The sequence below is a fragment of the Ectothiorhodosinus mongolicus genome (assembly GCF_022406875.1).
GTDB classification, from domain to species: domain Bacteria; phylum Pseudomonadota; class Gammaproteobacteria; order Ectothiorhodospirales; family Ectothiorhodospiraceae; genus Ectothiorhodospira; species Ectothiorhodospira mongolica.
Genome location: NZ_CP023018.1, coordinates 1775870 through 1801618 on the forward strand (window position 1 = coordinate 1775870; position 25749 = coordinate 1801618).

The 25749-nt window shown below is 56.7% G+C and carries 24 protein-coding genes; 19 read left to right on the top strand and 5 right to left on the bottom strand.

The window, feature by feature from the left end:
• Nucleotides 1-9: 9 nt before the first annotated feature.
• Nucleotides 10-1332 carry a TRZ/ATZ family hydrolase gene (locus tag CKX93_RS08710; protein ID WP_076755115.1) on the bottom strand — a complete coding sequence of 441 codons (1323 nt, stop codon included), beginning with the start codon at nucleotides 1330-1332 and terminating at the stop codon, nucleotides 10-12.
• Between the two features lie 85 nt (nucleotides 1333-1417).
• Between CKX93_RS08710 and mtnA the strand changes: the two genes are divergently transcribed.
• The 15 genes from mtnA (at nucleotide 1418) to galU (ending at nucleotide 18005) form a co-directional block, all read left to right on the top strand.
• A complete protein-coding gene (gene mtnA, locus CKX93_RS08715; RefSeq protein ID WP_076755117.1) occupies nucleotides 1418-2470 on the top strand; it encodes an S-methyl-5-thioribose-1-phosphate isomerase in 1053 nt (350 codons plus the stop codon).
• Nucleotides 2471-2573: 103 nt separating this feature from the next.
• Entirely contained in the window at nucleotides 2574-5147 is a 2574-nt protein-coding gene (gyrA, locus tag CKX93_RS08720) for a DNA gyrase subunit A (protein ID WP_076753888.1), read from the top strand.
• A 26-nt stretch (nucleotides 5148-5173) separates the two neighbouring features.
• On the top strand, nucleotides 5174-6256 hold the full coding sequence (gene serC / locus CKX93_RS08725; RefSeq protein WP_076753890.1) for a 3-phosphoserine/phosphohydroxythreonine transaminase: 1083 nt from the start codon (nucleotides 5174-5176) through the stop codon (nucleotides 6254-6256).
• A gap of 1 nt (nucleotide 6257) precedes the next feature.
• Nucleotides 6258-7421, top strand: coding sequence for a 3-phosphoglycerate dehydrogenase family protein (locus CKX93_RS08730; protein ID WP_076753892.1), 1164 nt, complete (start codon nucleotides 6258-6260; stop codon nucleotides 7419-7421).
• Nucleotides 7422-7423: 2 nt separating this feature from the next.
• Nucleotides 7424-8512, top strand: coding sequence for a prephenate dehydratase (gene pheA, locus CKX93_RS08735; protein ID WP_076753894.1), 1089 nt, complete (start codon nucleotides 7424-7426; stop codon nucleotides 8510-8512).
• Nucleotides 8509-9627 (top strand): histidinol-phosphate transaminase, encoded by a 1119-nt coding sequence (hisC, locus tag CKX93_RS08740; RefSeq protein WP_076753896.1) that lies wholly within the window; start codon nucleotides 8509-8511, stop codon nucleotides 9625-9627. Before pheA ends, hisC begins: the two co-directional genes overlap by 4 nt.
• Entirely contained in the window at nucleotides 9624-10481 is an 858-nt protein-coding gene (locus CKX93_RS08745) for a prephenate dehydrogenase (RefSeq protein WP_084178556.1), read from the top strand. The genes hisC and CKX93_RS08745 overlap by 4 nt, the downstream gene beginning before the upstream one ends.
• Entirely contained in the window at nucleotides 10478-11833 is a 1356-nt protein-coding gene (aroA, locus tag CKX93_RS08750) for a 3-phosphoshikimate 1-carboxyvinyltransferase (protein ID WP_076753898.1), read from the top strand. The genes CKX93_RS08745 and aroA overlap by 4 nt, the downstream gene beginning before the upstream one ends.
• A 10-nt stretch (nucleotides 11834-11843) precedes the next feature.
• Nucleotides 11844-12545 carry a (d)CMP kinase gene (gene cmk, locus CKX93_RS08755; RefSeq protein WP_076753912.1) on the top strand — a complete coding sequence of 234 codons (702 nt, stop codon included), beginning with the start codon at nucleotides 11844-11846 and terminating at the stop codon, nucleotides 12543-12545.
• Between the two features lie 77 nt (nucleotides 12546-12622).
• On the top strand, nucleotides 12623-14296 hold the full coding sequence (rpsA, locus tag CKX93_RS08760; RefSeq protein WP_076755120.1) for a 30S ribosomal protein S1: 1674 nt from the start codon (nucleotides 12623-12625) through the stop codon (nucleotides 14294-14296).
• 61 nt (nucleotides 14297-14357) lie between these two features.
• The gene (locus CKX93_RS08765; RefSeq protein ID WP_076753914.1) at nucleotides 14358-14648 is read left to right on the top strand and encodes an integration host factor subunit beta; all 291 of its coding nucleotides are present in this window, start codon (nucleotides 14358-14360) and stop codon (nucleotides 14646-14648) included.
• 2 nt (nucleotides 14649-14650) lie between these two features.
• Nucleotides 14651-15874 carry a lipopolysaccharide assembly protein LapB gene (gene lapB / locus CKX93_RS08770; RefSeq protein ID WP_076753916.1) on the top strand — a complete coding sequence of 408 codons (1224 nt, stop codon included), beginning with the start codon at nucleotides 14651-14653 and terminating at the stop codon, nucleotides 15872-15874.
• Nucleotides 15875-15921: 47 nt separating this feature from the next.
• Nucleotides 15922-16638 (top strand): orotidine-5'-phosphate decarboxylase, encoded by a 717-nt coding sequence (gene pyrF / locus CKX93_RS08775; protein ID WP_076753918.1) that lies wholly within the window; start codon nucleotides 15922-15924, stop codon nucleotides 16636-16638.
• A gap of 107 nt (nucleotides 16639-16745) precedes the next feature.
• Nucleotides 16746-17021 carry a ComEA family DNA-binding protein gene (locus CKX93_RS08780; RefSeq protein ID WP_076753920.1) on the top strand — a complete coding sequence of 92 codons (276 nt, stop codon included), beginning with the start codon at nucleotides 16746-16748 and terminating at the stop codon, nucleotides 17019-17021.
• Nucleotides 17022-17117: 96 nt separating this feature from the next.
• Complete coding sequence (gene galU / locus CKX93_RS08785) at nucleotides 17118-18005, top strand: UTP--glucose-1-phosphate uridylyltransferase GalU (RefSeq protein ID WP_076753922.1); 888 nt, start codon at nucleotides 17118-17120, stop codon at nucleotides 18003-18005.
• Here the strand turns inward: galU and CKX93_RS08790 are convergent.
• On the bottom strand, nucleotides 17969-18619 hold the full coding sequence (locus CKX93_RS08790; protein ID WP_076753924.1) for a protein-methionine-sulfoxide reductase heme-binding subunit MsrQ: 651 nt from the start codon (nucleotides 18617-18619) through the stop codon (nucleotides 17969-17971). The genes galU and CKX93_RS08790 overlap by 37 nt on opposite strands.
• Nucleotides 18620-18649: 30 nt before the next feature.
• Nucleotides 18650-19597, bottom strand: coding sequence for a protein-methionine-sulfoxide reductase catalytic subunit MsrP (gene msrP, locus CKX93_RS08795; protein ID WP_076753926.1), 948 nt, complete (start codon nucleotides 19595-19597; stop codon nucleotides 18650-18652).
• A 158-nt stretch (nucleotides 19598-19755) separates the two neighbouring features.
• On the opposite strand from msrP, the gene CKX93_RS08800 reads away from it, so the two are divergent.
• The 4 genes from CKX93_RS08800 to CKX93_RS08815 all read left to right on the top strand — a co-directional run bounded on the left by CKX93_RS08800 (nucleotide 19756) and on the right by CKX93_RS08815 (nucleotide 24025).
• Entirely contained in the window at nucleotides 19756-20742 is a 987-nt protein-coding gene (locus tag CKX93_RS08800) for a cytochrome-c peroxidase (protein ID WP_200799791.1), read from the top strand.
• Nucleotides 20743-20831: 89 nt separating this feature from the next.
• Nucleotides 20832-21632, top strand: a complete 801-nt coding sequence (locus CKX93_RS08805) for a BUD32 family EKC/KEOPS complex subunit (RefSeq protein ID WP_076753930.1) — start codon at nucleotides 20832-20834, stop codon at nucleotides 21630-21632.
• A 147-nt stretch (nucleotides 21633-21779) separates the two neighbouring features.
• Entirely contained in the window at nucleotides 21780-23369 is a 1590-nt protein-coding gene (locus tag CKX93_RS08810; RefSeq protein WP_076753932.1) for an inorganic phosphate transporter, read from the top strand.
• A gap of 65 nt (nucleotides 23370-23434) precedes the next feature.
• Nucleotides 23435-24025: an NnrU family protein gene (locus CKX93_RS08815; RefSeq protein WP_076753934.1), complete on the top strand. Its 591-nt coding sequence runs from the start codon at nucleotides 23435-23437 to the stop codon at nucleotides 24023-24025.
• A gap of 56 nt (nucleotides 24026-24081) precedes the next feature.
• Here CKX93_RS08815 and CKX93_RS08820 read toward each other — a convergent pair whose 3' ends face one another.
• Both CKX93_RS08820 and CKX93_RS08825 read right to left on the bottom strand, forming a co-directional pair.
• The gene (locus tag CKX93_RS08820) at nucleotides 24082-25311 is read right to left on the bottom strand and encodes a RuBisCO large subunit C-terminal-like domain-containing protein (RefSeq protein WP_076753936.1); all 1230 of its coding nucleotides are present in this window, start codon (nucleotides 25309-25311) and stop codon (nucleotides 24082-24084) included.
• Nucleotides 25308-25736: a secondary thiamine-phosphate synthase enzyme YjbQ gene (locus CKX93_RS08825; protein WP_076753938.1), complete on the bottom strand. Its 429-nt coding sequence runs from the start codon at nucleotides 25734-25736 to the stop codon at nucleotides 25308-25310. The genes CKX93_RS08820 and CKX93_RS08825 overlap by 4 nt, the downstream gene beginning before the upstream one ends.
• Nucleotides 25737-25749 lie beyond the last annotated feature (13 nt).

Genomic DNA, 25749 nt, shown 5'->3' on the forward strand with positions numbered 1-25749 from the left:
CCTAATCGCTTAATGCCGCGCTGCGGCGATGCGTTTTTGCCACTCTATAATACGCGCACGCAGGTCAGCTTCATCAATGCTGGTTAATCGCCGCTGACGCAGCAGCTGGCGCCCAGCCACCCAAACATCACTGACCTGATGACGACCCACGGCATAGACCAAGTGCGAGATGGGGCTGGTCATCGGCTGACTTTCCAGCTCCGATAAATCCACGGCAATCACATCGGCGGCCTTGCCCGGCACCAGCGAGCCAATCTCATCTGCCAATCCCAAGGCCACTGCACTGTTCAAAGTCGCCATGCGCAGCGTCGTCTCAGCAGGCAAAGCCGCGGCATTACCGCTCACGCCCTTACCCAGCAGAGCCGCCGTGCGCATTTCGCCAAACATATCCAAATCATTATTGCTCGCCGTGCCGTCGGTGCCGATGGCGACATTCACTCCAGCCTCCTGCAAGCGATGCACCGGACAAAAGCCCGAAGCCAGCTTCAGCGACGCCTCCGGGCAATGCAGCACATGCGTCCCAGACTCGGCGAGAAAATCGATTTCCGCATCGGTAAGCTGTGTCATATGCACCGCCAAGAAATTCGGTCCACTGATTCCCAGTTGTGCCAGCTTCTCCAGCGGCCGCATGCCAAAGCGCGCCTGAAACTCATTCACTTCCTGCGCTGTTTCATGCACATGCATATGAATAGGAAGATCAAGTTCATCCGCTAAAACCTTGATTCGACGAAGATTGTCTTCCGACACGGAGTAGGGCGCATGGGGCGCAAAACAAAAGCTCAACAAGGGCTCTGTTTTGTTGCTGTCATAAAGATCCAAACCTTTCTGAATGTACTCATTGGCATCCGAAGCCCAGGCGCTGGCAAAGTCGATCAGGAGCAAGCCAATCGATCCGCGCATCCCCGCTTGGGTGGTCACCTTGGCAGTGACTTCCGGGAAGAAGTACATGTCATTAAAACAAGTCGTGCCGCCACGCAGCTGTTCCGCTAACGCCAAAAGGCTCCCATCATGCGCAAATTCCTCGCTGACATGGCGCGCTTCCATCGGCCAAATATGCTGCTGCAGCCATTCGTATAAAGGCATGTCATCAGCCACCCCGCGCAGCAAGGTCATTGGCGAATGCGTATGGGCATTCACCAACCCCGGCATGAGCGCATGCTCCACAAACTGCTGGTGCTCCGCGGGTTGAAATTGCGTCAACGCTTGGTCGGTCGGTACGAGCGCCACAATGCGTCCATCGTGGATCACCAGGCTGTGGTTTTCTAGAACCGCACCCGAAGGCTCGATCGGCACCACCCAGCGCGCTGACAGCATCAAATCCACGGTTTTCATGCTCAGCAAGATAACCCCCACGCCCGCGCCTGACAAGCGCCCATAAGTTCTGGTCAGAAAGCCAATGGATGCCTACAATGCGCCCATGAAAAATCACGCCCATGACTCCATTCGCGCCATCATCTGGCAAGATCATCACCTACGCCTGCTGGATCAGCGCTGGCTGCCGCAGGAAACCCGCTACCTCGATTTGCACACCGCCAAAGACACGGCCGCAGCGATTCGGGACATGGCGGTGCGCGGTGCGCCGGCGATTGGTGTGACTGCCGCCTATGCCGTTGTTCTGGCCGCGCGTCAGGCCTATGCGCGTTACCGCGAGAACTGGTTGGCGCACATGCAAGAGGATGTAGAGACCCTAGCGCAGGCCCGCCCAACCGCCGTCAATTTGTTTTGGGCCATTGACGTCATGCGCGAGCACTGCGCGGCCATTCCCAAGGGTCAGGATCCTGAAGCGCTGCTATTAGAGGCAGCGACGCGTATCCACGAAGAGGACATCGCCGCCAATCGCCGCATGGGCGAGCTCGGCGCGGCCTTAATCCAAGGCGGGCGTGATGTCCTAACGCATTGCAATACCGGCTCACTGGCCACCGGCGGTTACGGCACCGCCTTGGGCGTGATTCGCAGCGCCTATGCTGCGGGTCACATCCAAACTGTTTTTGCTGATGAAACCCGGCCCTGGCTGCAAGGCGCGCGGCTGACTGCTTGGGAGCTGGTGCAAGATGAGATCCCGGTGTGTCTCCTGTGTGAAGGAGCCGCCGCCAGTTTGATGCGTGAGGGGCGGGTGTCATGGGCGATTGTCGGCGCGGATCGTATTGCTGCTAATGGCGATGCCGCCAATAAAATTGGCACCTATTCTCTAGCCGTTGCAGCGCGTCATCATGGCGTTAAGTTCATGGTGGTAGCGCCCACCACCACCATTGATATGCAAGCCGCCGATGGCGATGCCATTCCCATCGAGCAGCGCAGCGCCGATGAGGTCTTAGAGCTGGGTGGTCAGCGTGTGGCGGCACGCGGTGCACAGGCCTGGAATCCCTCCTTTGATGTCACGCCGGCCAGCCTGATCGATGCCATTGTCACCGAGAAGGGCGTGGTCACCGAGCCGACCCGGGAAAAGATGCAAAATCTGATGAAATCCTAAGCCTTCCCTTATCTTTCCTGACAGGGGCAGTGGGCATCGGTTTGTGGTATCCTTTCCCGGTTAAATTTGCTCACCACTCACCCAGCCCAAAATAAGAGCCTGAATGGTCGATTTCGCCCGCGAAGTTTTACCCGTCAATTTAGAAGACGAGATGCGTCAGTCCTACTTGGACTACGCCATGAGTGTCATCATCGGCCGCGCCCTTCCGGATGTGCGGGATGGCATGAAACCCGTGCATCGCCGCGTGCTTTTCGCCATGCGCGAGCTCGGTAATGACTGGAACAAGCCTTACAAGAAATCGGCCCGCGTGGTCGGTGATGTGATCGGTAAATACCATCCTCATGGCGACACCGCCGTGTACGACACGATCGTGCGTATGGCTCAGCCTTTCTCCATGCGTTACATGTTGGTCGACGGTCAGGGTAACTTTGGTTCGGTGGACGGCGACGCCCCCGCCGCCATGCGTTATACCGAAGTGCGTATGGCGCGCATCGCCCATGAGTATTTGGCCGATATCGAAAAGGAAACCGTCGATTTTGTCGACAACTATGATGGGTCCGAGAGCGAACCCTCGGTATTCCCCACTCAGCTGCCTGGCCTTTTGATCAATGGCGCTGCCGGTATCGCGGTGGGTATGGCCACCAACATCCCGCCTCATAATCTCACCGAGGTTATCAACGCCACCGTCGCCTTGATTGATGATCCGGCATTGGATATCGCTGGCCTGATGGAGCACCTGCCTGGTCCTGATTTCCCCACCGCGGCGATGATCAATGGCGAGCGCGGCATCCACGAAGCCTACCGCACGGGCCGTGGCCGCATTTATCTGCGCGCCCGCTCGCATGTCGAAACCGACGACAGCACCGGCCGCCAGACCATTGTTGTCACCGAGCTACCCTATCAGGTCAATAAAGCCCGCCTGCTCGAGCGCATCGCCGAGCTGGTTAAGGAAAAGAAACTTGAGGGCATCAGTGAACTGCGCGATGAGTCCGACAAAGACGGCATGCGCATGGTGATTGAGCTCAAGCGTGGTGAAGTGCCCGAGGTGCTGCTGAATAATCTATATCTTCAGACACAGATGCAAAATGTGTTTGGCATCAACATGGTGGCGCTGGAGGACGGTCAGCCCAAGCTGCTGAATCTCAAGCAAATACTCCAAGCCTTTATCAAGCACCGCCGCGAAGTCGTCACGCGCCGCACGATTTTTGAACTGCGCAAAGCTCGAGAGCGCGCGCACGTACTCGAAGGTCTTGCTGTCGCGTTGGCCAACATCGATCCGGTGATCGCCCTGATCAAGGCCTCGGGCAGCCCTGCCGAAGCCAAACAGGCTTTGTTGGACGCCACTTGGGCCCCAGGTGTCGTGAATGAAATGTTGGAACGGGCGGGTGCCCGCGCCTCACGCCCCGAAGATCTGGGGGATGAGTATGGCCTCATCGAGGGCCGTTATCGTCTCTCCGAAGCCCAAGCGCAGGCCATTTTGGATTTGCGTTTGCATCGTTTAACCGGCTTAGAGCAAGAAAAGATCCTAAATGAATTCAGTGAATTGCTGGATAAAATTGAAGCATTGCTCGAAATTCTAGGCAATCCCGATCGGCTCATGGAAGTGATCCGCGATGAACTGGTGGCCATGCGCGATCAATACGGCGATGAGCGGCGCACGGAGATCGTCGCCCACCAAATGGATCTCACATTAGAAGATCTCATCACCGAAGAAGATGTGGTGGTGACGCTGTCTCACGCCGGTTATGCCAAATATCAACCAGTCACTGCTTACCGGGCGCAGCGACGCGGTGGGCGCGGTAAGACTGCGACCACCTTCCGCGATGAAGACTTTATCGATCGCTTGGTGGTGGCTAGCACCCATGACACGATTTTGTGTTTCTCGAGTCGCGGCAAAGCCTATTGGCTCAAGGTCTACGAGTTGCCCCAAGGCAGTCGTGTGGCGCGAGGCCGACCGCTGGTGAATTTGCTGCCGCTGGAAGAAGATGAGCGCATTAACGCCATTCTGCCTGTGCGCGAATATGCCGAAGACCGTTATATCTTTATGGCCACCGCCAGCGGCGTGGTGAAGAAAACTCCTTTGGTGGATTTCTCGCGCCCGCGCTCCAACGGCATTATCGCGTTGGGGCTGCGTGATAACGACGCCTTAGTCGACGTCAAAGTCACTAACGGCGAACAAGACATCATGCTGCTCACCAGTGCCGGCAAAGCCATTCGCTTTGAAGAAAGCCAAGTGCGCGCCATGGGGCGTACCGCCACGGGCGTGCGCGGGGTTCGCTTGGGCAACGATCAGCGGGTGATCTCGTTGATTTGTGTCGAGGAAGGCTCGGTACTGCTGGCCACCGAACATGGCTACGGTAAGCGCACGGTGCCCGCTGAGTTCCCGCGCCATGGGCGCGGCGGTCAAGGGGTGATCGCCATCCAAACGAGTGGTCGCAATGGGGCCCTCGTGGGTGCCACCCTGGTGGCTGACGATGATGAGGTGATGCTTATCACCAATGGCGGCACTTTGGTGCGCACCCCGGTGGATCAGATCTCGGTGCTGGGGCGCAATACCCAAGGCGTACGCTTGATTCGCCTGACTGAAGGGGAACAGTTGGTGGAGCTGGCCCGGGTTGCTGGGCTGGGTGACGATGAAGATGCGGAGCCAGAAGAATCGGCTCCTGCTACTGAATAAACCAAATCTTTGATCTGGAGTGCATCATGACCCGTGTGTTTAATTTCAGTGCCGGTCCTGCGGCGCTGCCTGAGCCTGTCTTAGAATGCGCTCGCGACGAAATGCTGGATTGGCAGGGCAGTGGTCTGTCGGTGATGGAAATGAGTCACCGCGGCAAGGCCTTTGTGTCGATCGCCGAAAAGGCTGAGCAAGACTTACGCGACTTGCTGGCGGTCCCCAACAACTACAAGATTTTGTTTCTGCAGGGCGGCGCCAGTGGTCAATTTGCTGCCGTGCCCATGAATCTGATGCGCGGTAAAACCAGCGCCGATTACATCAACACCGGCGCTTGGTCGAAAAAAGCCATCGCTGAGGCCAAGAAATATGCCGAGGTCAATGTCGCGGCCAGCAGCGCCGACGATCAGTTCATGAGCATCCCTGATCCCGCCTCATGGCAGTGTGATCCCAATGCCGCCTATTTGCACTACACGCCGAACGAAACCATCGGCGGTGTCGAATTTCATTTCGTCCCAGAAACTGGTGATGTGCCACTGGTAGCCGATATGTCCTCGACCTTGTTGTCGCGGCCTATCGACGTTTCGCGCTTTGGCGTCATTTATGCCGGTGCTCAGAAAAACATAGGCCCGGCTGGTCTAACCATCGTCATCGTGCGTGAAGATCTCATGGGCCAGCCCATGGATTGCCTGCCCAGCATCTTGGATTACCAAGTGCAGGCCGATGCTGACTCCATGTCCAATACGCCGCCGACCTACGCCTGGTATCTGGCGGGTCTGGTGTTTGCGTGGCTGAAGGATTTGGGCGGGCTGGCGGCGATGGCGGAGATCAACCAGCGCAAAGCCGATAAGCTTTACCGCGTCATTGATAATTCCGCGTTTTACAATAACCCCGTCGCCAAAGATGCGCGCTCATGGATGAATGTGCCTTTCACCTTGGCAGATGCCGAACTCGATGCGCTATTCCTCAAAGAAGCCACACAGGCTGGGCTGATGACCCTTAAGGGGCATCGCTCGGTGGGCGGTATGCGCGCCAGTATTTATAATGCTATGCCCGAGGCGGGTGTGGATGCCTTAATCGACTTCATGGTCGACTTTGAACAGCGCAAGGCCTGATATGTACAAGATTCTCACGCTGAACAATATTTCTCCCAAGGGACTGAGTCGGTTTCCTTTGGATCACTACGAAGTCTCTTCAGAAATGCGCGAGCCCGATGCCGTTGTCGTGCGCTCTTTTAAGATGCATGACATGGCGCTGGCCGATACCGTCAAGGCCATTGGCCGTGCGGGCGCTGGGGTGAACAATATCCCAGTAGAAGCCATGACGGCTCAAGGCGTGGTGGTCTTCAATGCCCCAGGAGCCAACGCCAATGCTGTGAAGGAGCTGGTGCTCGCTGGGATATTGTTGGCGGCGCGTCATATCTGCGCGGCTTGGGATTACACCCGCGGCTTGGCCGGAACGGATGCTGAACTGAATAAGCAAGTCGAAGAGGGCAAAAAGAAATTCGCTGGCTTTGAATTGCCAGGTCGCACCCTGGGCGTGCTGGGGCTTGGTGCCATCGGCGTCAAAGTCGCCAACGCCGCGCGCGCCCTCGGCATGAACGTACTGGGGTACGACCCCCATATGACGGTGGATCGTGCCTGGCAACTGGATTCGGGTGTGCAACAGGCCGCTGGCATCGATGATTTGCTGGCGCGCAGCGATATGGTGACCTTTCATGTGCCGCTCAATGACGCCACGCGGCATCTGATCCGCGCCGATCGTCTGCGCATCATGAAGCCGGGCGCCGTGCTGCTGAACTTCGCGCGCGAGGGGATTGTGGATGAAGCGGCGGTGGTAGAGGCCCTGAATCAAGGGCATCTGCGAACCTACGTCTGCGATTTCCCCAGCAACACATTGCAAGGTCACCCTAAAGTCATTGCTTTGCCGCACCTAGGCGCATCCACTCAAGAAGCCGAAGAGAACTGCGCCATCATGGTCGCCGATCAGATTCGTGATTATCTGGAGAATGGCAACATCCGCCACTCAGTGAACTTCCCGGACATGAGCCTGCCGCGCGCCGGCAGCAGTCGCCTGACAGTGATCAACAGCAATCGGCCCGATATGGTTGGTCAGATCTCGCATGTGCTGGGACAAAACAGCATCAACATCGTCCACATGGTGAATGAATCCCGCAATGGTGTGGCGTACAATCTTATCGATGTTGAGGGTAATCTGGATGGGGAGGCCGCTCGCGGTATCGCCGCCATTGATGGGGTGCTTAAGGTGCGCGTGCTCTAAAAATGAGTCAGGATCAGGACAATCTGGGCAAAATTCGTCAGCGTATCGACGCGCTGGATGGCCAGATTATGGAGCTTATCAGCCAGCGCGCCGATTGTGCGCAGGAAGTCGCGCGCATCAAGCGTGATGAAGATCCTGAAGCTGAGTTCTATCGGCCTGATCGTGAAGCGCAAGTGCTGCGACGCATCCACAGCGAGAACCCCGGGCCGCTGGATGCTGAAGAAATGGCCCGCCTGTTCCGCGAAATCATGTCCGCCTGCCTGGCTTTAGAACAGCAGTTGGAAGTGGCCTATTTAGGTCCCGAGGGGACATTCACCCAAGCTGCCGCCTTGAAACACTTTGGTCATTCGGTACAAACGCGTGCCATGACGGCCATCGAAGAGGTGTTCCGCGAAGTCGAGTCCGGCAGTGCTCACTATGGGGTTGTGCCCATCGAGAACTCCACGGAAGGGGTGGTCACCCATACCTTGGATCGATTCATGCAATCACCTTTAGTAATCTGCGGTGAGGTCGAGCTGCGCATCCATCATCAGCTACTGAGTCACGCCACTGATTTGGGCGACATCCAAAAGGTGTATTCCCATCAACAGTCTTTGGCGCAGTGTCGGGAATGGTTAGATTCGCGCCTGTCGCAGGCTGAGAGGCTGTCGCTAGCGAGTAACGCTGAAGCCGCCAAACAGGCCGCTAAGGATCCACAGTCCGCAGCGATCGCCAGCGCCGCGGCAGCACAGCTATATGGGCTGAATATCCTTGCCAGCAATATCGAGGACTCACCGGATAACACCACCCGCTTTTTGGTCATCGGGCCACGCGCCAGCGGTCCCTCGGGTCAGGACAAAACCTCGCTTTTGATCTCCGCGCACAATCGCCCCGGCTCCCTGCATGGGCTGCTCTCGCCCTTTGCCGCTCATGATGTCAGTCTCACCCGCATCGAATCGCGGCCCTCCCATTGCGTCAACTGGGAGTACGTATTTTTCATCGACATCGAAGGTCATTGCCAAGACGCCAAAGTCGCCGCGGCCTTATCCGAGCTGCGCGCCCAAGCCGATCTAGTACGAGTGTTGGGGTCGTACCCCAAGGCGGTGTTATGAGTTGTGATTACCGAGCGCTGGCCAATGCTGGCGTGCAAAAAATCTCGCCTTACGAGCCGGGTAAGCCGATTGAAACTCTGGAGCGCGAGCTAGGAATCAGTAATAGCATCAAGCTGGCCTCCAATGAAAACCCACTGGGCCCCAGCCCTCTGGCGCTGAAAGCCATCACCGGTATGCTGCCCGAGCTGGCCTTGTATCCCGATGGCGGCGGCTTCGCGCTGCGTGAGGCGATTGCCGCTAAACTGCGCGTGTCCGCTGATATCGTTACCTTGGGCAATGGCTCCAACGATGTGCTTGAGTTGATCGCCCGCGCCTACTTAGCGCCAGGTTTTAGTGCGGTGTTCTCCGAGCATGCCTTTGCGGTCTACCCGCTGGCGGTGATGGCCACGGGCGCCACACCTCGGATCGCTAAGGCCAATGCCGCCAATCATGCCATGCCCTATGGCCATGATCTTAATGCCCTGCGCGAGGCCATTGATGCCACTACGCGCTTGGTTTTTATCGCCAACCCCAATAACCCGACCGGTACGTGGTTGACGCGCCAAGCGCTGACCGCTTTTCTGGACTCGGTGCCCGAGGATGTGCTGGTGGTCTTGGACGAGGCGTATTCTGAATATGTGGGCCATGATGACTATCCCGATGCCATTGCTTGGCTGCAGCAATACCCCAATTTAATTGTCACGCGCACATTTTCGAAGATCTATGGCCTGGCTGGGCTGCGCATTGGTTTTGCGCTATCACATCCGCAGGTGGCTGATATGCTTAATCGCGTGCGCCAACCCTTTAACACCAATATGTTGGCTCAGGCGGCGGCGATCGCTTCACTCGAAGACGCCGACCATATTCTGCGCTCGGTGGCGCTCAATGATGAAGGTCTGGCGTTTCTGACCCAAGCCTGCACAGAGCGTGATTTGCGCTACATCCCCTCGGTCGGTAATTTCCTTTGCATCGAGGTCGGGGATGGCGCCAAGGTCTATCAGGACCTCCTGCGCGAGGGTGTGATCGTGCGCCCCATCGCCAGTTATGGGCTGCCGCAGTATCTGCGGGTCAGTATCGGCACCGCTAAGGACAATCAGCGCTTTATCAAAGCCTTGGATAAGGTTCAGGGCAGGTGAAATTACGCATCAGTATTTTTGGCGTGGGCCTAATCGGTGGGTCCTGGGCCTTGGCCATGCGCCATGCGGGTATGACCCACGAAATCATCGGCTGCTCGCGATCAGAAAATCACCTAGCGGAAGCCAAGAAACTGGGTGTCATTGATCGCTACACATTGGATCCCGCAGAGGCAGTGCGCGATGCCGATGTGGTCATCTTGGCCGTACCGCTTGGTGCGATGCAAAGTGTGTGCAAACAAATCCAAGCGCATCTCTCGCCTCAGGCGATTCTCACCGATGTCGGTAGCGCCAAAGCCAGCGTTATTGAAGCGGTGCGCCAGGGGCTTGGTGAGATACCTCCGCGCTTCGTGCCTGGGCATCCCATTGCCGGCACCGAAAAAAGTGGTGTCAGCGCGGCATTCGATAGCCTATTTGATGGGCGCCGCGTCATCTTGACGCCCTTGGAGCATACCGACCCATCAGCGGTGAACCGCGTGCGCGGGTTGTGGGAGCTGACCGGTGCGCAAGTCGAGTTGATGGCGGTGGAAGAGCACGATCAGGTTCTGGCCGCCACCAGCCATCTGCCGCACATCCTAGCGTTTGGCTTAGTCGATTGCTTGGCTGGGATGCGCGAGCAGGAAGAGATTTTTCGGTACGCCGCTGGCGGCTTTAAAGATTTTACCCGCATCGCCTCTAGCGATCCGGTCATGTGGCGGGACATCTGTCTGGCCAATCGCGAGGCGATCCTCAAGATCATGGCTTTGTACCAGAAGGACCTACAACAACTCACCACCGCGATCGAGCAGGGCAATGGCGATGAGTTACTCGGTATTTTTCAGCGAGCCAAGGCAGCACGCGATCGATTCTGTTTATGAACAATAGTCCACAACCCATTGAATTTACTATTAATAGCGGCGGCTACCTTAGCGGCTCTGCGCGCGTGCCGGGCGACAAGTCGATCTCACATCGCGCCATCATGCTGGGTGCTTTAGCTGAGGGTCAGACCCCGGTGACAGGCTTTCTCGCTGGTGAGGATTGCTTGGCGACCATTGCCGCTTTTCGGGCTATGGGTGTGCATATCGACGGGCCAGATGAGCAGGGGCGGGTGGTGGTCGACGGTGTGGGACTGCGTGGTCTGCGGTCGCCCAATGCGCCCTTAGATTTAGGCAACTCGGGTACCTCCATGCGGCTCATGGCCGGTCTTTTGGCTGGGCAGGGGTTTGACGTCACGCTTCACGGTGATGCCTCTTTGAGTCGCCGGCCAATGCGGCGTGTGACGCAGCCACTGGCGCTGATGGGTGCGCACATTGAAACCGCAGAGGAAGGCAGGCCGCCACTACAGATTAAATCCACACAGCAGCTTCAAGGCATGGACTATGCGCTGCCCATGGCCAGCGCCCAGGTGAAATCCTGTTTGCTGCTGGCAGGTTTATACGCTAAGGGGCGGACCTGTATCGCTGAGCCTGCACCCACCCGCGACCACACCGAGCGTATGCTCCAAGGCTTTGGCTATCCCGTGCAGGTGGATGGCGCGCGCATCTGTATCGAAGGTGGCGGTGCGCTCAAAGCAACGCCTATTGATGTGCCTGCCGATATCTCATCGGCCGCCTTTTTCTTGGTGGGTGCCAGCATCGCCGAGGGCAGTGAGTTGGTGCTTGAGCATGTCGGTATTAACCCGACGCGCACTGGAATCATCGATATTCTGAAGCTCATGGGCGCCGATATTGAGCTGCGCGACAGGCGCGAAGTCGGCGGTGAGCCAGTAGCGGATCTGGTTGTGCGTGCGGCGCCATTAACAGGGATCGCCATTCCCGAGGCTTTGGTGCCTTTGGCCATTGATGAGTTTCCTGCCGTGTTTATCGCGGCGGCTTGTGCCCGCGGCCGCACGGTGTTGACCGGGGCAGAGGAGCTGCGGGTCAAGGAAAGCGACCGTATTCAAGTCATGGCTGATGGCCTGCAAGCCCTGGGCATCGATGCTCAGCCCACCGCCGATGGCATGATTATCGAAGGTGGGCAACTGCAGGGCGGAGACATTCAAAGTCACGGGGATCACCGTATCGCTATGTCATTTGCCATGGCCGCGTTGCGCGCCAGTGGCCCTATCCGCATCCACGATTGCGCCAACGTGAACACCTCATTCCCTGGCTTTGTGTCCTTGGCGCGGACAGCGGGCCTTGAGATCAGCCAGACGCCAAGCTCTGCTGATACCGCTGAAAAACGTGCATGAGGATTAACGTATGAGTCAAAGCGCGCCAGTGATTACCCTTGATGGGCCGGCAGGAGCAGGCAAGGGCACGATCAGCCGCTTGTTGGCCACGCGCCTGGGCTGGAGTTTTTTGGACAGCGGCGCTCTCTACCGCCTGGTTGCGCTCGCTGCCCAAAAACGGGGTCTGACCCCGTTGTTAGATGAGGCCGTGCTGGCAGATGTGGCGCTGAATTTGGATGCGCGCTTCACTCAAGACACGGCCGGTGAGCCGGTGATTCTGCTGGCCGGTGAGGTGGTTGGCACGCAGCTGCGCACCGAATCCTGTGGGGATTTGGCCTCGCAAGTGGCCGCTATGCCTGATGTTCGCGCCGCTTTGCTTGAACGTCAGCGGGCCTTTGCGCAGTCTCCGGGTCTGGTGGCTGATGGCCGCGATATGGGCACGGTGGTATTTCCACAAGCGCCGCTTAAGGTGTTTTTGACCGCTAGCGTTGAAGAACGCGCCCGCCGTCGCCATAAGCAGTTGATGGAACAAGGACTTAGTGCTAGTATCGACGACCTTTTGGGTGAAATTGCCGAGCGAGATCGGCGGGACAGCGAGCGTAAAATAGCGCCGCTTAAGCCCGCAGACGATGCCCTGATACTCGATTGCTCCGATTTATCGATCGAAGCGGTGGTATCCGAGCTGATGCACCACGCAGAGCAAGCAGGCCTAACAGAGCGCCGCGGCAGGTAAGCTGCGGCGAATTTTCCAAACCGGTGGGCAGATGGATGCTGCAGCCTTTAACCAAAAAAGCAGGTTTAAACAATCACATGAGCGAAAGTTTTGCGCAAATGCTCGAAGAGAGCATGGCCGCCACCCAAATGCGGCCCGGAGCCATTCTTTTTGGCAAAGTTATCAACATCACTGACGACATCGTACTGGTCAATGCCGGTCTGAAATCCGAAGGTGTGATCCCCATTGAGCAGTTCTATAACGAAAAAGGCGAGCTGGAAGTTCAGGTCGGTGATGAAGTAGAAGTTGCTCTGGAGTCCGCCGAAGACGGTTTTGGCGAGACCCGTATGTCTCGTGAGAAAGCCAAGCGCGCTAAAGCTTGGGTGCGTTTGGAACAGGCGATGGAAGGCAACGAAACCATCACTGGCACCATCAGCGGCAAGGTCAAAGGCGGCTTTACCGTCGAGCTTGGCGATATTCGCGCGTTCCTGCCCGGATCGTTGGTGGATGTGCGTCCCGTACGTGATACCGGATACCTCGAAGGCAAAGAGCTGGATTTCAAACTGATCAAGCTGGATCAGCGCCGCAACAACGTGGTGGTCTCACGCCGCGCCGTAGTCGAAAAAGAATACAGCGCCGAGCGTGAAGCTCTGCTGGAAAATCTCCAGGAAGGCCAGGTCCTCAATGGCGTGGTCAAGAACCTCACCGATTACGGTGCGTTCCTTGACTTGGGCGGCATTGATGGCCTGTTGCACATCACCGACATGGCTTGGAAGCGCGTCAAACACCCCTCTGAAGTCGTCAATATCGGCGATGAAGTGGAAGTCAAAGTGCTCAAGTTCGACCGTGAGCGCAACCGCGTCTCATTGGGCCTGAAACAGTTGGGCGAGGATCCTTGGGAAAATCTGGCCCGCCGCTACCCCACGGGTGCGCGCATGTACGGCAAGATCACCAACATCACCGACTACGGCTGCTTTGTTGAGATCGAAGATGGCGTTGAGGGTCTGGTGCACGTCTCTGAAATGGATTGGACCAACAAGAACCTCAACCCTGCCAAGATGGTCGCCGTCGGTGATGACACCGAAGTGATGATTCTTGATATCGATGAAGAGCGCCGCCGCATCTCCTTGGGTATGAAACAGTGTCAGCCCAACCCTTGGGATGAGTTTGCTGCCACCCATAACAAGGGTGAGAAAGTCTCTGGCACCATCAAGTCCATCACCGACTTCGGTATTTTCGTCGGCTTGGATGGTGGTATCGACGGACTGGTGCACTTGTCTGACCTGTCTTGGAACATGCCCGGTGAAGAAGCCGTGCGCAACTACAAGAAAGGTGATGAGCTCGAGGCTGTGGTGCTGGCTGTGGATCCTGAGCGTGAGCGTATCTCGCTGGGTATCAAACAGATGGACAAAGACCCCTTCTCTAACTTCGTCGCTGAAAACAGCAAAGGCGCTGTGGTGCGTGGGGTGATTAAGGAAGTCGATGCCAAGGCTGCCATCGTTGATTTGGGTGATGGTTTGGATGGCGTATTGCGCGCTTCTGAACTGTCTCGCGATCGCGTTGAAGATGCCCGCACCGTGCTCAATGTGGGTGAGGAAATCGAAGCCAAGTTCACCGGTGTTGACCGCAAGAACCGGACCATCATGCTTTCCATCAAGGCCAAAGAAAGTGCTGATGAAGCTGAGATGATGCAGGATTACAGCAGTTCCTCTGTCGCCACGACCTCGCTTGGGGATATCCTCAAGGAGAAACTGGCTGGCAGCGATAAGTAATCTAGCAAGCTAAGTAGGCCGGGCTGGCAACAGCCCGGCCGTTTTGGTCTAGGGGGACGTGATGACCAAATCCGAATTGATAGAGATTCTGGCGCGCAAGCAGCCGCATCTGGCATATCGCGATGTTGAGCTGTCGGTGAAGACCCTGCTCGAACAGATGAGTCAGATTCTGGCCAGCGGTGAGCGCATTGAAATTCGTGGTTTCGGTAGCTTCTCTCTGCATTTTCGACCACCGCGCACCGGCCGTAATCCCAAAACCGGTGAGACCGTGGCCTTACCCGGCAAATACGTCCCGCACTTCAAGCCCGGCAAAGAGCTGCGCGAACGGGTGAACGAAGTCGCCGGATCCTAATCATGGGCATCGAGGGGCTGCTCTGGCTGCTCCTCCCGGTAGCTGCGGCTTCCGGCTGGTGGGCCGCCCAAAAAAAACACAAACGGGGTACGACCCCATCCCCCCAATGGGGTCGCACCCCATTTCCCGATGACTATATCCATGGTCTCAATTATCTATTGACCGATCAGTCCGATCGCGCCTTAGACGTCTTCATCCGTTTGGTTGATGTGGACCCTGATACCGTAGAGACCCACCTCATCCTCGGCAACTTATATCGTCGTCGTGGTGAAGTAGACCGAGCCATTCGCATCCACCAAAATCTGCTGGAGAAAAAAGACCTGCAGGGCCGTCACCGCGCCGGGGCATTGCTCGAACTGGGTCGCGATTTTATGCAAGGCGGTGTGTTCAACGAGGCCGAACGGCTGTTTCGGGATTTGTTGGCCTTGGGATATTTCAAGGCGGAAGCCTACTCGCAGCTGCGTAGCCTTCATGAGCAGGAAAAGGAGTGGGCTAAAGCGATCGCCATCTGTGAACAACTGGCTGAAGTCACTGATGAGCCGCAGAATGTGCTGATTGCCCATTACCACTGTGAGATTGGCGAAGCCGCTTTTGCCATGGCGGAAACTGAGCGAGGCGCCGAGCATGCGCGCCGGGCCTTAAGCTTTGATCATGATTGTGTGCGGGCGAGCTTGCTGCTCGCGGATATCGCCCAATCACAGGGCAATAGCCGACAAGCCATCGATCACTTGCGCCGCGTTTTGCAACAAGACAGTCGCTTTGCAGCCCTAGCTCTAGAGCGCGCTGGTAAGGCCTTTGGGTTCTTGGGCGATGATTTGGGCTTAGAACAGTTTCTTTATGAAACCTTGGAATACGACACGTCTATTTCAGCAGCTTTAGCGGTGATCGAACAACTGCTAAAAAAGCAAAAACGGGAAGCTCTGGATCAGTTTCTGGAACAACAAATGAATCAGGCTGATGTGTCGCTAAGGCTGGTTCTGGCTTACTTAAAACATCGTGGTGCGAGGCGGTTGGGGGGACACTTTGAGGTGCGCGAGCGGGTGGTGGATGCGTTGCAGCGTTTTCTGGAAGACCGCCCCTTATATCATTGCCAAACCTGTGGATTTCGCAGTAAAACGCATTTTTGGCATTGCCCCAGCTGTAGTCAGTGGAGCACGGTGATTCCCAATACCAAGGGGCCACAGACCCGCGTGGACAGTGTCTTGCCCAAGTTGCCGCCGAATTAGAGCCCGGTCCCACCCTCATCAAACCATTCATAGGGAGAGTTACTGTCATGTCGGAAAACCGTGCCTTAGGTCCCAGAGTAATCGTGGCCCTAGATTATCCCAATGCGGCCGAGGCACTGGCGATGGCGCAGCGGTTAAGTCCAGAGCTATGTCGCTTAAAGGTGGGCTTTGAGCTATTTGTCAGCGCCGGCCCTAGCCTCATCGAAACATTGCAAGATCAGGGCTTTGATGTGTTCTGTGACCTCAAATTTCATGATATCCCCAACACCGTTGCTAGCGCATGTCGTGCCGCTGCGCGCTTGGGCGTGTGGATGCTCAATGTCCATGCCAGCGGCGGCCCGGCGATGTTAGAGGCAGCGCGGGCAGCCATCGATGAGGGCGCCCATAAGCCGCTGCTGATTGGTGTTACCGTCCTGACCTCCATGGACGATGCGGATCTGCATGCTTCCGGTCTAGCGCGCAGTGCCTCAGCACAGGCAGGCTTTCTCGCCGACTGGGCGGCCAAGGCTGGCTTGGATGGCGTGGTGTGTTCCGCCCAAGAAGCAGCGGGCATGCACGCGGCTCACGGCCGCCAATTTTTGACAGTGACACCGGGCATTCGTCCGATAAATGCTACCGCTGACGATCAAAAACGCATTGTCAGCCCAGCCCAAGCAGCGGCCAATGGATCCGACTACTTGGTCATAGGTCGGCCTATTACAAGGGCTGCACGCCCATTGGACGTCCTGAGCAGCATCAATGATGAGCTGAAACAGGTCATTTGACCCCATTTGGGGGTCAGACCCCAGTAAGCGTAGACTCGCTAAGACAGATCCACGGATCAGGAACCCCAAGGATCTGTTTTTTCTCATGGAATGCCAAGGAGGCACAGATGAAACGCTTAGCTATTTTCTTACTCACCCTCTCGCTCTTAATGGGCGCAGGCCTGGCTCAGGCCCAAACCATGGTCAATGTGAACGAAGCCGATGCGGCGGCCCTAGCTGCAGCGCTCACTGGCGTGGGCCAGGCTCGTGCTGAGGCCATCATTAGCTACCGTGAAGCCAATGGCCCGTTCCAGTCGGTGCATGAATTGTTGCAGGTGCCTGGAATTGGGCCTGCGACCGTGGAGCTGAATCTGGATCGGATTCAGTTGGGTAACGAGGAATAGGTCTCGGCCCCAATGGGGGGCGACAATTGCTCGCCCCCTTGTTTTTTCCTCCCCAGGTGGCCATGCTTTTAAGTCCATGCATGTGTTAGTGGATTTATGAAGAAAAAACTCCGCAAAGCCGTCTTTCCCGTTGCTGGCATGGGAACCCGATTTCTGCCGGCAACCAAAGCCAATCCCAAAGAAATGCTGCCGATTGTCGATAAGCCGCTGATTCAATACGCAGCGGAAGAGGCGGTGGATGCCGGCTTTGACACCTTAATTTTTATTATTGGTCGCAATAAACGCTCCATCCCCGATCACTTCGATAAAGCCTACGAGTTGGAAACCGAAATGGAAGAGCGGGGCAAACACAAAATGCTCTCCACCGTACAAAATATTCTGCCCAGCCATGTGGCATGCATTTACTTGCGCCAAGCTGAAGCGCTGGGCCTGGGTCATGCCGTGAACCTCGCTGCCCCCGTGGTGGGTGATGATCCTTTCGCGGTGATTTTGGCCGACGATTTGGTGGAAACCCAAGGTAAGAATGCCATCGCGCAAATGGTTGATATCTACAATGAATTTAACTGCAGTGTTCTGGGCGTTGAAGAAGTGCCGCGCCAAGAAACTGGCAGCTACGGCATCGTCACGCCCAAGGAAATTCGCGAGCGCCTATGGGCGGTGAAATCCATTATCGAAAAGCCCAAGCCAGAAGATGCGCCATCAAATATGGCGGTGCTGGGTCGTTATATCCTCACGCCGCGTATCTTTCAGTTGCTTGATCAGACCCCGCGCGGCGCTGGCGGTGAGATTCAGCTGACCGACGCCATCTCGGCGTTACTCGCTGAAGAGCAGGTGCTAGCGCATCGGTTCGAAGGCACGCGCTTTGATTGTGGTAGCAAGCTGGGCTATCTGCAGGCCACCGTTGAATTCGCCTTAAAACACCCCGAGTTGGCGGAGGATTTTCGGGCCTACTTACGTGATGGTGTCTGCTCGCGTCTGACCTGAAGTTCGGCTTTATAACTCAGCCATTTAGCATCGAGAAGGCGCAAAATAATCAGTAATACCAACGCCAGCAGAGTCAGCCATAGCTCAGCGCGAAACCCTCGCGCCAGTAGGAAGAAGTGCAGGATGCCGCCGGCCGCACACAGATAAGACAAACGATGCAGCCAACGCCAACGCGGCATCCCCAAAGCCTTTTGCAACAGCGGGACGGAAGTGATCACCAGCGGAATCAATAACAGCCAGCTGAACAGACCAATTTGCAAGTGCAGCAGTTGGGAAAGCTCGAGCCACACCACGGTCCACACCCAGTGCAGCTCCAGCCAAGCCCAGGCCAACAGATGAGCGGTGATATAGACGAAAGACCACAGCCCCAGTTGCCGTCGGATCATCATGAACTCCAGCCGATGAGTGAGGCGAAACAGAGGGCCTAACGCCAGCGTCGCCAGCAGTGCATAAAGCCCCCAGCGCCCCAAGCTGTGCAGCACTACCTCTTCTGGTATCACGCCCAAGCGGTCTTGATGCCACGCCAAAGCCAAGCCAAGCAGCGGCAAGCTCATGCCGATAAACAATGCTAGCCGAAGCAGGCGGATGGTGGACTTGGCGGCTTTGACAGGCATTCTAGAAGAGGCTACGCAGATCCATGATGCTCAGAAGTGGATACTCAGATCCATGCCGACATACAAATGCGCGACTTGATCGCCATAGCCATTAAACATTTGTGTGGCGATGCGCGCGCGTTCACCCAGACGCCGCTCGGTGGCTTGTAGCCAGCGCGGATGGCGAACCTCGGGATTCACATTGGCGTAAAAGCCATATTCCCGGGGCTGTTTCGCCTCCCATGAGCTCAACGGTTGGGTTTCCTGAAAGCGAATGCGCGCGATCGACTTGATACTTTTAAAGCCATATTTCCAGGGAACGACCAGTCGCAAAGGGGCACCATTTTGCGCCGGCAACATCTCGCCATACATGCCTACGGCGATCAGCGTCAGCGGATGCATGGCCTCATCGATACGCAGCCCCTCCTGATAAGGCCAATCCAAGGCAGGACGACGCTGGCCCGGCAGGTTGTCCGGATCCATGATGGATTCAAACAATACGTACTTGGCCCGCGAGGTCGGTGCTAACCGGCGGATTAAATCAGCCAGCGGAAAGCCCACCCAGGGAATCACCTTGGACCAGGTCTCCACACAGCGTAGCCGATAAATGCGTTCTTCCAGCGTTCGGCCCGCCAATAGATCTTCGAGGGGATAAAGTCCCGGTTTGGCAATTTCGCCCTCGATCCGCACCGACCAAGGCTCGGTGCGCAGAAAGTGCGCATTGTCTTTAGGGTCTGATTTGCCCGTGCCCAGTTCGAAGAAGTTGTTATAGCTGGATGCCAGCGCCTGATCCGTAGGCTCCTCATTCGTACCGTCTGTCCATGAGGCAATTGCCTGTCCATAAAGCAGGCGCGCGGCAGCCGGGGTGCTTATCAGTCCGGGCATCAATCCTGCCAAACCCAAGGCAGCAGAGCCTTTGATCAGGTCACGCCGGCTAATCACGCGCTCTGGCGAGGCGCGCTTTGCTGAAGCCTGTGTGAGAAGATTTTTTCGCTCCATGTCCTCAAATGCCCTTATTTGCCGAAGGGGTTTTTGACTCAACTCATGAGTAGGTTAGCTAATCAGCAAATACTGTTGCAAAGCAACAGGCCGAGTAATAAAACAGCTTAGAACAAGTCTTACTCACCGTGAAGCTAAAGGAGCTCACAATGAAAAAAATGGCAAGAATGCTAGGGGGCGTCCTGCCAGCAATGGTGCTCGCCAGTGCGGCAGCAGTAACGACCGCATCGGCAGATGACTATGCGAGCTACCGTGCGTATTTCGAACCGTTGCCGGCTCTGCCGCCGATCCCGGCCAATAACTCGTTGACCCCAGAGAAAATTGAACTGGGCAAGATGCTATTTTTCGAACCGCGTATCTCCGGCAGTGGTGTGATTAGCTGTGCCACTTGTCATAACCCCGCTCTGGGGTGGTCGGACCGTATTCCGCGGGCCACCGGTCATGATGGCCAAGTGGGTGAGCGTAACACGCCGACTGTGCTGAATTCCGGCTTCCTGGGTTCACAGTTCTGGGACGGTCGTGAACCCGATTTAGAAGGTCAGGCTTTGGGTCCGATTGAGGCGGATATCGAAATGGCCATGGATCTGGACAGCGCACTGACGGTGCTTTCCGGCTTTGACGTCTATAAAGAAAAGTTCGCCGCAGCCTATCCCGGACAGCGCAATCCCATTACGGCTGAGAACGTTGCCTTTGCACTGGCTTCGTTCCAGCGCACGCTGAATACACCGAACTCACCGTTCGATCGCTTCCTGCAAGGCGATGACAACGCGATGACTGAAGCGCAAAAGCGTGGCATGGTGGCCTTCGTCTCCAATGGCTGCATTGCCTGTCATCGCGGTGTGAACCTGTCCGACAGCCGTTTCCATCGCTTCGAACTGCCGGGTTCCACCGACCAGGGTCGTTTCTTGGTGACGGGTGATGAGGGTGATATGTTTGCCTTCCGTACCCCGACGCTGCGTAACGTCGCGGTGACCTATCCTTACTTCAACAACGGTGCTGTGGACTCTTTGGAAGAAGCCACGCAGCTGATGGCCCGCCAGATGTTGGGTCGTGAGCTTAACCGTCGCACGGTAAATGACATCGTCGCGTTCCTCAACGCCCTCACCGGCGACATGCCCGACGTCAGCTTCCCGGCGCTGCCGTAACAAATGGGGTACGACCCTAGGGTACGACCCCTTTTGGGGTCGTACCCTTTTTTTAAAAAGGGGTCTGTCCCCTTTTTTGGCGCTGACGAATGCATACCTTCACCAATATCGAAGATTGCGTGCACTACATTCATCATCGGTTGCGGCCGGGCGATGATGTGCAACCGGTGATCTTAGGCGGTAAGCGTTATTTTCTGAAACCGGTGGGAGCCAAACACTACGGGCCGTTGCGCAGTGTGTTTACTGCGCTAGCCATGAAGATTGCTCTAGGACATTGGCCGGCATTTACAGCGTTGAATCGCTCACCGGAACAAAGACTGGCCTTTGAAGGCCAACGATTACGCAGTTTGTTACAAGCCGGGGAGTCTGTTCCTGAAGTACTGATTTCTGATCCTAAAGCCCTAGTTCTAAGCGATGCAGGCACGCCCATAGATGCACAAATGCGGCAGATGGACGCGGTGAAGCGACATGAACTGGTCGAGCGATTGGCCCTCGATCAGGTCCGTTTTCATGAAGCGGGCTATTGGCATGGAGCGGCGCAAATCAGAAATATTAGTTGGAACGGTGAACATTTTTGTCGCTTTGATTTGGAGGAAGACTTAGCCGCGATCATGCCATTGAACCTGTGTCAGGCCATGGATGTTTTCCTTGGCGTCTATTCACTAGTGGGCGAGGGCGCCTTGGGCGCGATGCAGGAACGCCAAGCGCTTGCGACAAATTACCTCACTACCTACCGCCGAAATCTAGTACAGCATCATCTCGACTCAGAGTTTGCATTGATCTACCGATGGTTAAAACGCATCGCCATCGCTGTCGGCTGGACCCAAAACTTTGCCGGCAACGACATAAAAGTCATAGTGGGCACTCAACAAGTCATGTCTAAACACTAGTCGGGGATACCACACAAAAAAGGGGACAGACCCCTTTTTAGAAAAGGGGTCTGTCCCCTTTTTTTGTCTTTTTTGGCTTTTTTGTTACAGCCGTATGACGCTCTCGTTTAAAATATCGCTCAGTGACAGATCCTGTCTGGGGGCTTCGTGGAAGAGAAAGATGTAAACGTCCTGCAGCGCCGCGCTGAGCTGCAGTCAACGGAAGTCATTCGGTTCGGTACCGCGCTGCTGTTTGTGGTGGGCATCATGATGTTCACCGTGGTGCGCGGCGAGTCCCTGGGGATTGAAGGCAGTATTTTTGTGGTCGTGGCCGCCATGGTCGGCGCCTACATGGCCATGAACATCGGTGCCAATGACGTCGCCAATAATGTCGGGCCCGCGGTCGGCTCTGGGGCGATAACGCTCGGTGGTGCGATCTTGATCGCGGCGGTCTTCGAAGCAGCGGGGGCCATTATCGCCGGCGGTTCCGTGGCCAGCACCATCCGTAGCGGCATCATCAACCCCGATCTCATCCCCGATCCAGAGACTTTTATGTGGGTCATGCTGGCGGCGCTATTGGCCGCTGCGCTCTGGATTAACCTCGCCACCGCTTCAGGGGCGCCGGTATCCACCACGCATTCCATCGTTGGGGCGGTGCTCGGGGCGGGTGTCGCCTCCAGTGGCCTTGGTGTGGCCAACTGGGATGTGCTCGGACGTATTGCTGCCAGCTGGCTGATATCACCGGTGATGGGCGGCGCCATCGCCGCAGCGCTTCTGTACTTCATCAAACGTCGCATCACTTACCAACAAGACCTGACTGGCGCGGCCTGTCGCTGGGTTCCGGTATTGATCGGCGGCATGGCCTTTGCCACCGTCACCTACCTAGTGACCAAAGGCCTCAGTAAAGTCGTCGAGATAAGCACTTTACAGGCCTACGGTTTGGGCCTAATCGCCGCTGTTGTCACCTACCTGCTGGTCAAACCGCTCATTCAAAAACGGCGCTCCCGCATCGAGAACTCCAAGCGCGGGGTTAACCGCCTATTCACCATCCCTCTCGTTTTCGCCGCGGCCATGCTGAGTTTTGCGCATGGTTCTAATGATGTGGCCAACGCCATCGGCCCGCTAGCGGCCATCGTCGAGGTGGTCAGCTCCGGCGGGGCAGAGATTGCCGTTTCCGCACCGATCCCGCTATGGGTGCTGGTGATCGGTGGCCTGGGTTTATCGGTGGGACTATGGCTGTACGGCCCCAAAATTATCCGCACCGTGGGTACAGAGATCACCGATATCGACCGCATGCGCGCCTATTGCATCGCTATGGCCGCGACGATCACCGTGTTGATCGCCACCCAGCTGGGCCTGCCGGTGAGCACCACCCATGTCACCGTTGGCGCGGTATTTGGTGTGGGTTTTCTCCGCGAATACTTGAAAAGCAGCTATGACCGCAAGCTGCGTGACATCGAAGAGCACCACCATGCCAGCAATCAGGCCGAGATAGACGCCTTTATGCGTCGCTGGCAGAAGGCGCCAATACGCGAGAAGGGCGACATGCTCGCCGAACTCAAGCGCCAGGCCAAGAAACGGCGCGATGACGCGTTGTTCACCAAGAAAGAGCGTAAAAGCCTGCGCTCCGTCTACCGTCGCCAGTTGGTAAAGCGCTCGATGGTGTTGCGCATCGTCGCTGCATGGATCATCACCGTGCCCATGTCAGCGGCGATCGCCGCGTTGGTCTTTTTTATGATTCGCGGCATGCTGATCTAAATTAAACAGCCTGCTTATGCTATCCTGCGCCAGCAAAAATGGCCTGAAATAAAGGAGCGCACAGCGTGAGCCTGTTGATTATCGGATTGATTCTGTTCTTGGGAATGCACTCGATGCGCTTTGTCGCCCCGGGTGTGCGTCAAAACGTGATCGATAAGGCCGGTGATAAGGCCTGGATCGGCATCGCCTCGATCGTCTCGCTGGTGGGCTTGTATCTCATTGTCCAAGGCTATGGCACAGCGCGTCTGGAACCGTTCTGGCTGCAGCGCATCTGGATGTCACCGCCATGGACCGCGCATGTCGCTGCCCTGTTTATGCTCGTCGCCTTTATTATTCTGGCTGCTGCCTTCGTCCCCAATAACCACATCAAGGCTATGTTCGGACACCCGATGGTGATTTCCGTGAAGGTCTGGGCGATCGCTCACTTATTCGCCAACGGTACGCGCGCCGATGTCATTCTCTTCGGTGCGTTTCTTATCTGGTCGGTGCTGTCGTTTCGTGCCGCACGTCAGCGCGATAAAGCCGAGGGTGTGGTGCGCGCACCGGGCAGGGGCGGCATGACTGCGCTGACGGTCGTGGTCGGTGTCGCGGCTTACTTGGTGTTTGCGTTCTATCTGCACATGCTGCTGATCGGCCGCGGCGTCACTTTGGGCTAAAACCCTAGCCCACCGCTGTCGGCCCAAAAACCATACAGCACAGCAGCAACAACGGATTATTCGCCGCGTATCTGCGCCCAAGCTTGAAGCAAGCTTGCGGCGCCTGCGTGCGGGCCGTCTGGGTGTGCAAACACTCCACGCCCCGGCACAAAGCCGAAGTCTACCGTGCCCATCTTGGCGTAAACACCGGGTAGTGTGGCAGCGGAATCACTGCCACCCGGCACCGGCAAGCAAGGCTTGATCGGCCCCATGGGCTCGGAACAAGCACGCACGCAATCCATCACTTCCTGTTCAGGCGTCATCATGCGCGGCCCAAAGCCCGGCATAATCACCACGTCATAACCCGCCAGCCGCTGCAGTCGCGTCAGCACCCGTGAGTGAATGCCGAAATGCGCCAAGCGCGCAAAGCTGGCGATCATGGGAAAATGCGCCATCAGCGGTACCTGCGCGTGCCGACGCAACATGCGCACGGCTGAGAGGCCGACGGGCAGGGCATTGACTAATAGGGCTCCAGCGCCGCACTCAACCGCGACATCGTGCAAATCACACAGGCGATCTACTTCGTCGGTGATGTTCGCCAAATACCATTTGGGTCGCCCGGTCTGTTCGGCCACTTCTCGGCAGACCTGACCCAGCGATGCGCACCGCTTGGCCAAGGGTGACCAATCCGGATCCGCCAACATCTCATCATCCTTAGCGATATCTAAGCCGCCCAGCCATGCCTCGCGGGCAATATCGGCAAAGGCATCGGGCGGTAGGCCAATATTCGGCTTAATCACGCCAAAAAAAATCGGCCGATCATAAGCGTCTAGGGCGCGGCGAATCCCTGCTATCCCAAACTGCGGCCCCTGAAAATGCTGCAAGAAGGTTTCCGGAAACTGAATATCCTCGAGCCGAATCAGACCGATGCCCGGTGTAAAAAAAGGCCCTTCGCCGACAATCGCCGAGAGTAAATTCGGCAGCCTGGGTCCGAAGTTGCCGTGCGGATGGGCGATGCGCACCTGACACACACTGATGCGACCGTTTCCGGTGGAAGGGATGGGGTAGCTGTATTCGTCCTGAGTGGCGATCACCTCCAGCTCAAGCACTTTCGCCGCAAACTGGGGACGAAGATCTTCATCCACCCCAACGCGCTGCCACTGCGCGGTGGATTGCTCGCTACATAAATGCGCTGCCGCCAATTCTGGATCACCGCTGCATTCAAAACGGTAATCCAGCAACAAATAATCATCCAGATTCAAGTCCTGGGTGCGGGCAAAAAATCCAGCGCGATCCTCCGGATTCATGCCTGCCCCATGATCTGCACAGACAATTGCCGAGCCGCACGCGGGCCGTCCAATTCAACAAAAAACACCGACTGCCAAGTGCCGAGTAACAGCTTGCCATCGACGATGGGGATGTTTTCTGAGGTATTCATCGACAGCGCCAGCAAATGCGAGTGGGCATTGTCGCGCCCATCCAGCGTGTCTTCATTGTGTCGATAAGGGGCCTCGCGCGGCACACGGGCGGTTAGATAATCGATCATGTCTTGCTGCAACTTGGGCTCGCGCTCATTGATACACACGCTGGCAGTTGTGTGTTTGGAGATGACCGTGACCAAGCCTGAGCGGATGCTTTCGGCGTCAATCAGCGCCTGCACCGAAGCTGTGACATCGATCAGCGTGATCGGTGCGTCTGAGGATAAATCAATGCTGTGAAGACTGATGTGCATGCAAAGCCCACCC

Coding starts and splice junctions, on each gene's coding strand:
- lapB (WP_076753916.1), top strand. CDS start 14,651: ATGGGCATCGAGGGGCTGCTCTGGCTGCTCCTCCCGGTAGCTGCGGCT.
- pyrF (WP_076753918.1), top strand. CDS start 15,922: ATGTCGGAAAACCGTGCCTTAGGTCCCAGAGTAATCGTGGCCCTAGAT.
- CKX93_RS08825 (WP_076753938.1), bottom strand. CDS start 25,736: ATGCACATCAGTCTTCACAGCATTGATTTATCCTCAGACGCACCGATC.
- aroA (WP_076753898.1), top strand. CDS start 10,478: ATGAACAATAGTCCACAACCCATTGAATTTACTATTAATAGCGGCGGC.
- CKX93_RS08790 (WP_076753924.1), bottom strand. CDS start 18,619: ATGCCTGTCAAAGCCGCCAAGTCCACCATCCGCCTGCTTCGGCTAGCA.
- CKX93_RS08780 (WP_076753920.1), top strand. CDS start 16,746: ATGAAACGCTTAGCTATTTTCTTACTCACCCTCTCGCTCTTAATGGGC.
- CKX93_RS08710 (WP_076755115.1), bottom strand. CDS start 1,332: ATGAAAACCGTGGATTTGATGCTGTCAGCGCGCTGGGTGGTGCCGATC.
- CKX93_RS08730 (WP_076753892.1), top strand. CDS start 6,258: ATGTACAAGATTCTCACGCTGAACAATATTTCTCCCAAGGGACTGAGT.
- pheA (WP_076753894.1), top strand. CDS start 7,424: ATGAGTCAGGATCAGGACAATCTGGGCAAAATTCGTCAGCGTATCGAC.
- hisC (WP_076753896.1), top strand. CDS start 8,509: ATGAGTTGTGATTACCGAGCGCTGGCCAATGCTGGCGTGCAAAAAATC.
- CKX93_RS08805 (WP_076753930.1), top strand. CDS start 20,832: ATGCATACCTTCACCAATATCGAAGATTGCGTGCACTACATTCATCAT.
- rpsA (WP_076755120.1), top strand. CDS start 12,623: ATGAGCGAAAGTTTTGCGCAAATGCTCGAAGAGAGCATGGCCGCCACC.
- galU (WP_076753922.1), top strand. CDS start 17,118: ATGAAGAAAAAACTCCGCAAAGCCGTCTTTCCCGTTGCTGGCATGGGA.
- cmk (WP_076753912.1), top strand. CDS start 11,844: ATGAGTCAAAGCGCGCCAGTGATTACCCTTGATGGGCCGGCAGGAGCA.
- CKX93_RS08765 (WP_076753914.1), top strand. CDS start 14,358: ATGACCAAATCCGAATTGATAGAGATTCTGGCGCGCAAGCAGCCGCAT.
- msrP (WP_076753926.1), bottom strand. CDS start 19,597: ATGGAGCGAAAAAATCTTCTCACACAGGCTTCAGCAAAGCGCGCCTCG.
- gyrA (WP_076753888.1), top strand. CDS start 2,574: ATGGTCGATTTCGCCCGCGAAGTTTTACCCGTCAATTTAGAAGACGAG.
- CKX93_RS08820 (WP_076753936.1), bottom strand. CDS start 25,311: ATGAATCCGGAGGATCGCGCTGGATTTTTTGCCCGCACCCAGGACTTG.
- serC (WP_076753890.1), top strand. CDS start 5,174: ATGACCCGTGTGTTTAATTTCAGTGCCGGTCCTGCGGCGCTGCCTGAG.
- mtnA (WP_076755117.1), top strand. CDS start 1,418: ATGAAAAATCACGCCCATGACTCCATTCGCGCCATCATCTGGCAAGAT.
- CKX93_RS08800 (WP_200799791.1), top strand. CDS start 19,756: ATGGCAAGAATGCTAGGGGGCGTCCTGCCAGCAATGGTGCTCGCCAGT.